At 50.6% G+C, this 11926-nt stretch carries 13 protein-coding genes; 7 read left to right on the forward strand and 6 right to left on the reverse strand.

What is annotated here, in order from left to right:
- Positions 1-72 precede the first annotated feature (72 nt).
- Together HRU21_09830 and HRU21_09835 are read right to left on the reverse strand one after the other, a co-directional pair.
- The gene (locus tag HRU21_09830; GenBank protein ID NRA42588.1) at positions 73-564 is read right to left on the reverse strand and encodes a carboxymuconolactone decarboxylase family protein; all 492 of its coding nucleotides are present in this window, start codon (positions 562-564) and stop codon (positions 73-75) included.
- Between the two features lie 40 nt (positions 565-604).
- Positions 605-2089, reverse strand: a complete 1485-nt coding sequence (locus HRU21_09835; protein ID NRA42589.1) for an NAD(P)/FAD-dependent oxidoreductase — start codon at positions 2087-2089, stop codon at positions 605-607.
- A gap of 174 nt (positions 2090-2263) precedes the next feature.
- Here HRU21_09835 and HRU21_09840 point away from each other — a divergent pair, with 174 nt between their 5' ends.
- Positions 2264-2980, forward strand: coding sequence for a TetR family transcriptional regulator (locus HRU21_09840; GenBank protein NRA42590.1), 717 nt, complete (start codon positions 2264-2266; stop codon positions 2978-2980).
- A gap of 3 nt (positions 2981-2983) precedes the next feature.
- On the opposite strand, the gene HRU21_09845 is transcribed toward HRU21_09840, so the two are convergent.
- Positions 2984-3667: an AAA family ATPase gene (locus tag HRU21_09845; GenBank protein NRA42591.1), complete on the reverse strand. Its 684-nt coding sequence runs from the start codon at positions 3665-3667 to the stop codon at positions 2984-2986.
- 181 nt (positions 3668-3848) lie between these two features.
- Between HRU21_09845 and HRU21_09850 the strand changes: the two genes are divergently transcribed.
- From HRU21_09850 to HRU21_09870, 5 genes are all read left to right on the forward strand, one after another.
- The gene (locus HRU21_09850; GenBank protein ID NRA42592.1) at positions 3849-4673 is read left to right on the forward strand and encodes a crotonase/enoyl-CoA hydratase family protein; all 825 of its coding nucleotides are present in this window, start codon (positions 3849-3851) and stop codon (positions 4671-4673) included.
- A gap of 376 nt (positions 4674-5049) precedes the next feature.
- Positions 5050-5457, forward strand: coding sequence for a DUF3429 domain-containing protein (locus HRU21_09855; protein NRA42593.1), 408 nt, complete (start codon positions 5050-5052; stop codon positions 5455-5457).
- Positions 5458-5604: 147 nt separating this feature from the next.
- Entirely contained in the window at positions 5605-5919 is a 315-nt protein-coding gene (locus HRU21_09860) for a 4a-hydroxytetrahydrobiopterin dehydratase (GenBank protein ID NRA42594.1), read from the forward strand.
- Positions 5916-6176 (forward strand): DUF3081 family protein, encoded by a 261-nt coding sequence (locus tag HRU21_09865; GenBank protein NRA42595.1) that lies wholly within the window; start codon positions 5916-5918, stop codon positions 6174-6176. The genes HRU21_09860 and HRU21_09865 overlap by 4 nt, the downstream gene beginning before the upstream one ends.
- Before the next feature lie 23 nt (positions 6177-6199).
- A complete protein-coding gene (locus HRU21_09870) occupies positions 6200-7264 on the forward strand; it encodes a diacylglycerol kinase (protein NRA42596.1) in 1065 nt (354 codons plus the stop codon).
- Positions 7265-7404: 140 nt separating this feature from the next.
- On the opposite strand, the gene HRU21_09875 is transcribed toward HRU21_09870, so the two are convergent.
- Entirely contained in the window at positions 7405-9459 is a 2055-nt protein-coding gene (locus HRU21_09875; protein ID NRA42597.1) for a glycine--tRNA ligase subunit beta, read from the reverse strand.
- Between the two features lie 13 nt (positions 9460-9472).
- On the reverse strand, positions 9473-10516 hold the full coding sequence (gene glyQ / locus HRU21_09880) for a glycine--tRNA ligase subunit alpha (protein NRA42598.1): 1044 nt from the start codon (positions 10514-10516) through the stop codon (positions 9473-9475).
- Between the two features lie 99 nt (positions 10517-10615).
- Here glyQ and HRU21_09885 point away from each other — a divergent pair, with 99 nt between their 5' ends.
- Positions 10616-11527, forward strand: a complete 912-nt coding sequence (locus HRU21_09885) for a lysophospholipid acyltransferase family protein (protein NRA42599.1) — start codon at positions 10616-10618, stop codon at positions 11525-11527.
- Between the two features lie 24 nt (positions 11528-11551).
- On the opposite strand, the gene HRU21_09890 is transcribed toward HRU21_09885, so the two are convergent.
- On the reverse strand, positions 11552-11926 hold a 375-nt coding region (locus HRU21_09890), incomplete at its 5' end, for a hypothetical protein (protein ID NRA42600.1).

Consider the following 11926-nt stretch of genomic DNA (forward strand, 5'->3'; position numbering starts at 1 on the left):
AAGTCAATGGTGACTTGAGCGCCGGCATGCGCATCCCGTTTTTGCCCGCTAGCTAAAATTCTTAGCTAACGATTAATCGATTCCTTTGCTTAGCTGACAAGCCTGGTCAATCTGCAGCACTTGCAGGGTGCGCCCATTCGCCAATAAGCCCGCGATGCTGTAGGTTAGCTCGAACATTTCAGCGGCGTCAAAGTGCTGTTTGAGCTGCTGCATAAGCGCGTCGTCAATGCTTAAGTGATCGTTAGCAAAGCGTTCGGCATAGTCTATGGCCAGTTTTTCAGCGGCGCTAAAGCTTGGCTCGCTGCGCCAGTCGGCAACCGCGGCATAAAACGCCTCGTCGATACCGGCCTCGACCAACTCTGGAAAGCGAAAGTCGAGGCAGAGCTGACACTGGTTTAGCTGGGCGATGCGCATACGTACCGCTTCGCGCACGCGCAGATCCAGTGACGATTGGTTATAAATGGCGTCGCTCAGCACCGCCATGGCATTGCCGAAGGCGGGCTGCAGGCCAATCAGTTTAATGCTTTCGCTGTCGTCGCCAGCGGGAAGTGCAATCCTTGCCATCGATATCTCCTTGCCGTTCGGGCGTGCTAAAAATGCGCGTTTACACTAGCTCGTAATCGCTGAGCTCAGGCTCGCGTAAATCGTCACGAAATTTAGCCGGCAGCCAGGGCCAGGTTTGTGGCAATTCGCTGCCGTTGGTATACCAGCCGGTACAGCCGCTAACCCAGGCCGTGCCGTCGAAGGATGTCGCCAGCTCGCTGCCAAACTGCGTTGCCGCCGCCTGCTTGGGTGTCATGGTAGTAAATTTGCCTTGTTCGATATGGCGCATGCATTGCAACACATATTCCACGCCGATATCGGCGATATCGATTAGCGACAAGTTGGTGATCGGGCTGTTGGTGCCAATCAGCACAAAAAAGTTGGGTAACTTTGGCACCGAAATCGAGCGGTAGTTACGGGTGAATTCGTCTTGCCAGATGTCGGTTAACTTCTCACCGTTCGGCCCGGTAATATCCGATACGCCCCATTGGTTTGGCTTAAAGCCGGTGGCGAGTACCAGCATGTCAAGCTCGTGCAGCTGGCCGTCTTTGGTGCGAATGCCGTTTGGCTCGATGCGTTCAATATCGGCGCGCTCGACATGCACATTGTCGCGCTGTAGCGCAGGGTAATAGGTTTCTGACACGATCATGCGGCGGCACATCGGCTGAAAATCGGGGCGCAGCTTTTCGCGCAGGGTCTCGTCTTTGATGCTGTTGAGATTATTTTCCACAGCCCAGTTCACCATTTTGCGCTGCCAGCCGTCATATAACGAGGCACGGCCAAACATCTCACCGACCCAGTCGTAAAACTTGCGGGTAAGTGTACCTAGTAACGGCACTTTACGTTTCAAATAGCGTGAAAAGCTACCGTAATAGGGGTTAGGGGTTGGCATCACCCATTGTGGGGTGCGAATAAAGGTAGTCAGATGCGCCGCTTTCTCGGCCAGCGGCGCGGTAGCCTGCACGCCCGACGAGCCCGAGCCTAACAGGCCGATGCGCTTACCGCTATAGTCGTAATCATCATCCCAGTCGGCGGTATGCACCAGCTTGCCGGCAAAGCTATCGAGACCCTCAATGCTGGGGTAGAGTTTTTTATTTAACGGCCCGGTGGCGTCAACCAGCATATCAAATTGATGGGTGTCGCCTTTGTCGGTGGTGACATGCCATTGCTGGTCGATAAATTTAGCCGATGCCACCGAGGTTTCAAATTCGGCATATTTATCAAGCTGGTATTTTTTTGCCACCGATTCGAAATAGGCCTGAATTTCAGCGCCTTCAGAAAAACGGCGCGACCAGTCAGCTTTAGGTTCAAACTCATAGCAGTAGGCAAACGAGGCAACGTCGCAGGCGACACCGGGGTAGCGATTTTCACGCCATACGCCACCGACTTTTTTGGCTTTTTCAAACAGCTTGAAATTGGTTTTACCGGCGCGCAATAATTTTACCGCCATCAGCATGCCGGACATGCCGCCGCCAATAATGCCGATGCTAACGTCTTTGGCTGGCTGTGCCGCTTGTTGTTGGTTTGCCTGCTGAGTTGCCTGCATAGTCACGTCCTCACAAAGCTTACGCTTAAAAATTAGAAACTGAACAAATGTTCAGTATTTTGCGGCATAGTATAGCCGAACTGTCTGCCGCTAGATAGTGTTCCTGAACAAATGTTCAGTTATACTGCTGATGATTCTATACGATCTATTTTTATTTACGGTGTAAACACAAACATGACGCAAGTTTCTGCCCCAGCGGCCTCGCCAAGCGCAAAAACAGCAAGCTCAAATACTGCTCGCTCAGACTCTGTGAGCCCAGCCAAAATCAGTGCCAAACAGCGCATTTTGACGGCCGCGCGCCAGGCTTTTAGCGAACTTGGCTATGAAGCCGCCAGTTTAAAGGTAATTGGCGAGCGTTGCGGCGTTAAACGCACCCTGATTATGTACCATTTTACCAGCAAAGAAGGGCTCTGGCAGGCCGTAGTGCTGGCGGTGAAAAACGAACATCAAGCCGCGTTTAATCGCTATTATGCCGAAGTTGACTTGCACAGCGATGCCATGCGCGCGCGCCAGTGCGGCGTGGCTTTTTTAAAAGCCTCGCGCGAGGTGCCCGAATATGGCCGCATGCTGATTCGCGAGGGCTTAAGCGATAGCGAGCGCCTAACCTGGATTACCGAGGCGCTAACGCCTGAGCAAATTGCGATTCCGGTGTTTGACGACCCCGACTATACCCGCGCGGCGTTTTTAGGCTTGGTGCGCCAGATTCAAGCCGGCGCGATGCTCTATGTGAGCAATATGGCGCCGCTGATGGCCACCGAAGGCTCGGCGTTTGGCGATGATGGGGTTATTCCGCTGTCGGATGAGGCGATTGAAAAAACCGCCGAGTATATGTTGGTATTGGTTGAGCTGCGCTTACAGGAAATCAAAGCCGCCAAACGCGGCGAGGGCTAGCCGCTAGCTTGCATCAGCGCTGGCGGCGCTGACAGCCTGCTCTTTTTGCTGCAGCCAGGCCATAATCTGGCGCCAGCTTTTATGGTCTTTAAAAAGCTGCTCACCCTGCATATCGATCACGCCCATGCCCAGCTCTGCGGCTTTAATATAGTTTTGCGTATCACGTAGGGTGGCAATAAAGGGGATATTCAGCGAGGCTAAAAACTTTTCTAGGGTGTGGTAGATCAGCGTATTCTTGCGTGCGCGGTTGGCCAACACCGCGAGCTTTTCGGTTTCGCGGCCAATTTTGGCCTTCAGCAATATATCGGCAATAAAGCGCGATACCGCATGAATGTCGATGCTAGAGGGTAAGACTGGCACCAAGATGACATCGGCTCGGCTGAGGATCGGTCTAAACTGGATGGGATCGAGCCCCGAGGGTGTATCAATAATTAAATATTCGGTGCCGCGCTCGGGCTGGTGCGCGTAAGACGCGGTGAGGCCTGATGCCTGTTCAAACATTGGGATAGTTTGGATGAGCGGTAAACTGTCTGGCCGTCGCTGTGCCCAATAGCTGCTAGAGCCCTGACTGTCGTAATCTTGTATCGCCACTTTACAGCCTTGCTGCGCATAGTGAGCAGCAAGATTTGTCGCCAACGTGGTTTTACCGGCACCACCTTTTGCATTCACCACAACTACGGTAAACATTGCTTACTACTCCATAATATTAAGCCAAGCCGTTCAGCCTATCCCTGATCCCTTGCCCTTACTGTAACCGAAACATTAAGGCTATGCCATAAAACTTGGAGTCGCTGCATAGACAGGCTAAAATAGCGCGCTTTTTATAATAACAGCCACAGCCTCGCTGTGCCCATAAATGGAGACCCCCATGGCCCGAGAAGAATTATCGATTAGCACGCCAAACTGCACCGTTGAGAAAGACGGTCACGTTATGATTGTGACACTTAACCGTCCTGAAGCAAAAAATGCCCTTAGCCCACAAATGCTATTAGGTATGTACAATGCATGGCGTTTATTGGATGAAGATGACAGCTTGCGCTGTGCCGTGCTGACCGGTAAAGGCGATACTTTTTGTGCCGGCATGGATTTAAAGTTTGGCCCTGATGGCGGCCCTGATGCCGATGAGTTTTTGAAAGTGATGGGCGAAGTACCGGATGTACACTGGCAGTCATTGCTGCGTCATAATGTGCCGGGCAAGCCAATTATTCTTGGCGTTGAAGGCTATGCCTTAGCCGGCGGCACCGAGATTTTACAGGGTACCGATATTCGTGTGGCAGCAGAAGATGCGATTTTTGGCGTTACCGAATGTAAACGCGGTCTGTTTCCTTTAGGTGGCTCAACTATCCGTTTACGTCGCCAGATTCCTTATGCCTTGGCCGCTGAAATTTTATTGCTTGGCCGCCACGTGTCGGCTGAAGAGGCGCTTAACTGGGGCTTGATTAACCGCGTTGTACCTAAGGGTGAAGCCCTAAATGAAGCGCTTAAGATTGCGCAAGAAATTGCCAATGAAAATGCACCGCTGTCGATTAAGGCCATCACCAAGTCGCTGCGTGAAAATCAGCAAGACTTGCCAGAAGCCGAAGCCTTAGCTAACGAGCTGGCGGTTGGTGAGCCTATCTTCCAAACCAAAGACTCTAAAGAAGGCATGCGCGCCTTCAAAGAAAAACGCACGCCAAACTTTATCGGCGAATAAGCTGCTATGCTGCCAGCGCATGGTCAGATATTGGCTATGCGCTGAGAATGTGCAGTATGCGCTAAAACGATGATGAGCTGACAGGCTCATTACTTCTGCTTAAATTAAGCGTTAGTGAACGTTGGCAAGCTTTAATTACTTCGCAATTCCCCACCTTCCTTACCTTTCTCAACTTCCTCTCTTTACATTAAACGCTGTTGATTGATCCGTATCTGCCCCTTGCCCATAGCCCTTGCATCTTGCTAACTTAGCTCATATACATTGCCCAAGATAAGCCTCAAAACTGATAGCTACACGCTAGCTGGCTTGGCTATCAATGCTTTAAATAAACTAGTCATGCTAGGTTTGCGTAATAATCAAAAACTTAGGCATTACTATGGTTGTACACAATAAATCACTGGCAATAACACTTGGCCTACTAGGCTTGATTCCGTTTATCGTGCTGCCCAGCAGCATTACTTTTATACCCGACTACAGCTACTTAATTAGCATGGCATTTAGCTATTACAGCGCGGTGATTTTAGCCTTTTTAGCCGGCACATTGTGGCATAGCGAAGCTGCATATCTTAGCATCGCCAGCAATTTATTAGCGCTATACGCCGCAGCTTGTCTTTTTCTCTTTCACTTAGCCGCCGAGATCAGCCTATACTTATTGGCAGCAGGTTTTGTGATGATGTTAGGGCTGGACTTTTTTCGCCAGCTGCCGCGCTGGTATTGGCAACTGCGCTGCGGCTTAAGCATCACGGTGCTGTTAATGCATTGCTGCTTACTGTTTCAAATTTAGTACTGTTGCACATTTTGCTATTTCATAAACGTGCCAAATTACAAAGCTGCCAAAACACAAGCGGCAATAAATGCGGCTGCTAAACTCCGATGAAAACCCTGCTATAGGCCGTTTTCAGCCGCTTAATATCACAAAAGGAAATGCAATATGAGCAATGCCTGCCTTAATCACGCTGAGATCGACGATGTATTGCAAGGTTTCCCTCACTGGCAGCATTGTCAGGTAGAGGGCGACCTTGATGCCATTCAGCAGCAGTTTAGCTTTGCTGATTTTGCCGCGGCGATGAATTTTGCCACGCAAATTGCAGCAGCCGCCGAGCAGGCTGATCATCACCCGCGTATGATTGTCGAGTGGGGCAGGCTCCAGCTGCTGTGGTGGAGTCATTCAGCTGGAGGGGTAACGACCGCCGATGTGGCAATGGCCAAGCAGGCGCAGCAGCTGTTTGACGCTGGCGTTGCATGAGCGAGCAACGTCTCGACGTTAAAAAAGCCATGCGGGTTTTTCATCTGGTGCAGACCCATGGTGAAAAAAAGGCGCAGGCATATCACTGGCAGCAGCTTGAGGCCAGTTCAGATTTTGATGGTTACACGCTGTTTTTAAAGTTTCGCAGCACCACCCTAACGCTGTTTTTTCATCATAAGTACCATATTGATTTTAGCTCGCGACAAGAATTGGATGCTTTTTTTGAGCTTTTGGATACACTGGATAAACAATACTAATAACAACTCTATAAGGATATATCATGATCTCAGTCGTTACTTGGGGCACCGGTAACGTCGGCAAATTTGCCGTGCGTGCCGTGCTAAATCATCCGCAGCTGCGTTTAGTTGGGCATATTGTCAGCAGCGAAGCCAAATCCGGTCAAGACGTTGGTCAGCTGGCAAATCTTGGCTATGACACCGGCATTATTGCCAACCACGATATTGACGCTGTGTTAGCTTTACAGCCTGACTGCGTCTGTTATACCGCTCACTCTGAAACCCGCTTATTTGAAGCCGCTGAAGATCAGGCCAAATGCCTGCGCGCCGGCATTAATGTGGTCTCGTCATCACTGTTTATGCTGCAGCAACCCGACAACCCCGATGTTGCGTTTTTAGCTGAGCCCATCATCGCAGCCTGTGAAGAGGGCAATAGCAGCTGCTTTAATAACGGCATTGACCCTGGCTTTGCCAACGATACTATGCCGCTGGTGTTTACCGGCCTGTCTGAGCACTGGTCGCATATTCGCATGCAAGAGATTATTAACTACGCCACCTATGAGCAAGAAGAGACTATTCGTGAGGTAATGGGCTTTGGCTATCCCACCGATCACGACTGCATGCTGTTTCAAGAAGGCATGTTAAGTTTGGGCTGGGGTGGCTCGGTAAAAAGCGTGGCCAAGGCCTTAGGCGTTACGCTGGATAAAGTTTACGAACGTCATCAGCGGCTGCCGCTGAGTCACGATGTTGAAAATGCCATGGGTGTTTTCAAACAGGGCACCACTGGCGCTATGCGATTTGAAGTGATTGGTGAAATTGATGGCAAAGAAGCGATTGTGTTAGAGCATGTGACGCGGCTTACCGATGACATCGCGCCAGAATGGCCACAGGGCAAGGGTTATTGTCTAACGATTGAGGGTGAGCCAAAAATGACGATTCGCATGGAAATGGAAGACCAGCATGGCGATCATGCCGTGGCCGGTGTGATTATGACCGCCACTGCCGTAGTGAATGCGATACCGGCTGTAGTGGCTCATGATGCGGGGATGATGGCAGCGTTTGAGTTACCCAAAATTTGCGCACATGGACAGTATAAGCCCCTAGACTAATGGCTTTGCCTTGCTCGTTAAGCCCTGCGCTTGCGAGCATGGCAAATGCAGGGCAGAGCGTAAGGCATAGAGTACAGCATAGTGTATAACAGCGCGTCAGACAGCGAGTGCAGCAGCGCGACCAGCGCTGGCCGCCACTGTTAAGCAGCCAATAAGGAAATATCGGCCACTTGCAGGAATGCAGCGCGCAGCGTTTGCAAAATAGCAAGACGGTTAGCTTTCACCGAATCATCTTCGGCCATCACCATCACATCGTCAAAAAAGCGATCAACTGGCTCTTTTAACTGCGCGAGGCCATTCAGGCTTTGTGCATAATCGTCAGCCTGGATGGCCTGTTGCACGGCATCTGACTGAATCGCAGCCACCAAGGCTTTTTCGGCATCTTCAACAAGAAGCTCAGCGTTAATATCGGCCGATACCTCGCCGTCAACCTTGGCTAAAATATTGGCTACCCGTTTATTCGCCGCCGACAGCGCTTCTGCTTCGGCATGCTGACTAAAACTTACCACCGCTTTAACCCGCTGATCAAAATCAAGCGGCTTCACAACCTTGCGTGCCGCTACCGCTAAGTAGGCTTCGGTTGCAAAACCCTGTGCCTGATAATGTGCTCTAAAGCGCTCTAGCGTATAGCTGAGCGCATCGGCTACTGCGGTATCTGACAGCTTAACCTGATACAGGCTTTTAGCCTGACTAAATAGCTGTTCAAGATCTAAATCGTAACCACGCTCAACGATGATATTTAAGATCGCCAGCGACTGGCGGCGCAGCGCGAAGGGGTCTTTATTGCCGCTGGGCTTCTGCCCAATGCCAAAGATGCCGATGATCGTATCGATGCGATCCGCCAGCGCTAGCGCAGCACCAACGTCACTGCTTGGCAGCTCGGCACCTGCGCCCTTAGGCATATATTGCTCTTCTATAGCTTGAGCCACCGCCTCGGCTTCACCGTCGTTAAGCGCGTAATGCTTGCCCATCAGTCCCTGCAGGTCAGAAAACTCTAACACCATATCGCTGACAAGGTCGGTTTTGGCTAGCAAACCGGCGCGCGCCGCTTGCTCTGCATTGCAGGCAATGCTGCTGGCAATCATTTGCGCTAGCTGGCTGACGCGCTGAGATTTCTCAAACACCGTGCCTAGATCTTTTTGAAAAACGATGCTTTCTAATTTTGTTAGACGTGACTCTAAAGATGATTTTTTGTCGGTTTCAAAGAAGAATCGCGCATCAGATAAACGTGGTCGAATCACGCGCTCATTGCCATCAATCACCTGCGCTGCATCGGCAGATTGAATATTTGATACGGTAATAAAGTGCGGCAGCAAATTGCCCGCTGAATCTAACACATGGAAATATTTTTGATGCTCAACCATCGATGAAATCAGCGCTTCGGCTGGCACCTGTAAAAAGTCAGGATCAAATTTACCGGTTAGGGCTACCGGATATTCCACCAAGGCGGTTACTTCATCGAGTAAGGCATCAGAAATTTGCGCTACCCCGCCAATGGCCTCGGCTTCGGCTTCAACTTGCTCACGAATCATCGCCTGACGCTCTGCAAAGTCTGGAATCACCGACAAGCTTTTTAACGTTGCTTCATAATTGCTGGCATCCACCGCTACTTGCTGAGGCGCATGAAAACGGTGGCCTCGCGTGGTGTTGCTCGATTGAACGCCAAGAATGGTCGCGTCAATCAACTCGCTACCAAAGCTAAGATTAATCCATTTAACTGGGCGCACAAATTCTGCCCGGCTAGCGCCCCAACGCATGCGCTTTGGAATAGGTAGCTGATTCAAGGCCTCTTCCACATAAGCTTGAACAAGATCGCTGGTCGCTTTACCGGCAATCAACTGGCTATAGGCTAGGCGTTCACCTTTATCGGTATCGACCGTGCTTAATTCAGAAAACTCAACCCCACAGCTTTTGGCAAAGCCTATGGCAGCCTTGCTAGGCTTGCCGTCTGCATCGTAAGCGGCTTTCACATTGGGCCCAAGCTTTTGTTCTTCACGGTCCGCCTGCTTTTCTTCTAAGCCTTCTACCACTACGCTTAAGCGGCGAGGCGTTGCATAAGCAATATGCGCATCAAAGCTTAGGGCGTCGGCGGTCATCGCATTGATTATGCTGTCTGTAAAGCTTGCCGATAAGCTGGAGAGTGCTTTAGGAGGCAGCTCTTCGGTACCAATTTCAATCAATAAATCTTTTGCCATCTGTGTTTACCGTTTATGCCTTCGCTTTGTTAGCAGCTTTATTGGCTGCTTTAGCCGCCGCTTTAGCGGCTTTTTTTTCTGCCGCTTGTTGTTCTGCGGCCGCTTTCAGTTTGACTTCTTGCGCCAGCGCCTCTGAGGCTAACGGGAAACCTAGTGATAGGCGCGAATTAAAGTACGATTCGGCAACGCTGCGGGCTAGCGTTCGCACGCGGAGAATAAAGCGTTGGCGTTCTGTTACTGAAATAGCATGTCGTGCATCGAGCAGGTTGAAAGCATGCGAGGCTTTCATCACCATTTCGTAAGCTGGCAATGCAAGGCCCGCATCAATTAATTTAAGGCACTCGGCTTCGTAGGTGTCGAAGCTTTGAAACAAAAAGTCGGTATTAGCCTGCTCAAAATTATAGGCTGACATCTCTACTTCATTTTGGTGAAAAACATCGCCGTAGCTCACCGGGCCTTCTGGGCCATGGGTCCACACTAGGTCGTAGATGCTATCAACCCCTTGCAGATACATCGCAATACGCTCAAGTCCGTAGGTGATTTCACCGGTGACCGGATAGCACTCAAGGCCACCCACTTGCTGAAAGTAAGTAAACTGCGTCACTTCCATGCCGTTAAGCCACACTTCCCAGCCTAGGCCCCAGGCGCCAAGCGTAGGCGACTCCCAATTGTCTTCGACAAAGCGAATATCATGCGTTAAAGGATCGATGCCTAAGCGCTGTAACGACTCTAGATACAGCTCTTGAATATTATCTGGCGACGGTTTTAATACCACTTGAAACTGATAATAATGCTGCAGCCGATTGGGATTTTCACCATAGCGGCCATCGGTAGGGCGACGGCAGGGCTGAACATAGGCGCTATTCCACGTTTCAGGCCCGATAGCGCGCAAAAAAGTAGCCGGATGAAAAGTTCCTGCTCCCACTTCGAGGTCTAATGGTTGTAGAATAACGCAGCCTTGCTCGGCCCAAAATTGCTGTAAGGCAAGAATCAAGCCTTGAAACGTTGATACATCAACATCGGCAGGGTTTGCAGTATGAGCAGTCGGAGTAGACATGTCTGACCTTCGCTTTAACTTTATTCACAAAAATGGGCGCAGATTATAGCCGAATTAGCGCTATATCGCACCATGTACGCGGCATTTGCCAAGATTTGTATGACAAAAACGGTTCTTCACTCTGTTCAATACGGACTACTGCGCGCAATCGCCTGTTTGCCGCAATGCAGCTTACATAGCATTGCGCGCTGCATTGCTTTTATCGCCTGGCATGGCCGCAGCCGTTTGCGCCGCATTACCGAAATCAATATTCGCCACTGTCGCGACGATTTATCGGCAAAGCAGCAACAGCAGCTGGCGCGCCAGTCGCTGATTGAGACAGTGAAGGTTGGCCTTGAGATGCCGCGAGTATTGTTTCATAGCTGCGAGCGCAACCTGTCTTTGATTGCCAAGGTGTCGGGTAAAGCGCATATCGATGCGCTGCTGGCTGCGGGCCATGGGGTAATTGTGCTGGCGCCGCATTTAGGCAATTGGGAATATCTCGGCTTGTATTTAGGCCAGCATTTTGACTGTGTCAGCTTATACAAGCCCAGCGGACATCCGGTGATGGATCGACTTGTAGAGCAGGCCAGAAGCAGATCAGGGGCGAAGTTAATGCCCACTAACAAAAAAGGCGTAATGGCGGTGGTGAAACATTTACGCCAAGCTGGCGTCACCGGCATTTTGCCCGATCAGGTGCCGGATGATCGCAATGCTTGGATCAGCGCCGACTTTTATGGCCAGCCAGCACCAACGATGAGCCTGGTAGCGAATCTGGCGAAAAAGCCGCAAATTAAAGCCGTAGGCGCTTTTGCCCAGCGTTTAGAAAACGGTCAATTTGAAATTATTTTTCAGGCGGTTGACGATGCGCTATACAGCAAGGACAGCCATATTGCTGCCACTGCCATGAACCATGCCGTGGAACAACTGATTGCCTGCGCTCCGGCACAGTATCAGTGGGAATATAAACGTTTTAAATGGACCGCCGACGGCGCTAAGCACCCCATTTATAAACAAGATAAGCCTAGCTGAGCCTGAGTGAGGCAGCCTGCCACACTAACATTCTGCCGGCGAGTCAGCATCTATATCCACATCAACCGCCACGCTTGACCAACCCCGCGCCAGCGAGTCGTGATGCAGGGTCGCTATTTGCTGATCTTTTTGCTGCCATAGCTCGTTCACCCATTGATTAAATTCGCTGCGGAAAGCGCGATCCTCAATATAGTTATTATTTAATAGGCCTGCCGGTATCGTCTCGCAGCGCATCGCAACGCTAACGTGATTCACCTTGCCGCATAAAAACTGCCAAAAGCTTGGCTGCTGATGATCGGCATAGAAAATCGAAATGTTCAGTAGCTGTGAGATATTATCGCCCATTGCACTAAGAGCATAACCAATACCACCCGCCTTGGGCTTTAATAAGTAGCGATA

The organism is Pseudomonadales bacterium (assembly GCA_013215025.1).
Classification (GTDB): domain Bacteria; phylum Pseudomonadota; class Gammaproteobacteria; order Pseudomonadales; family DT-91; genus DT-91.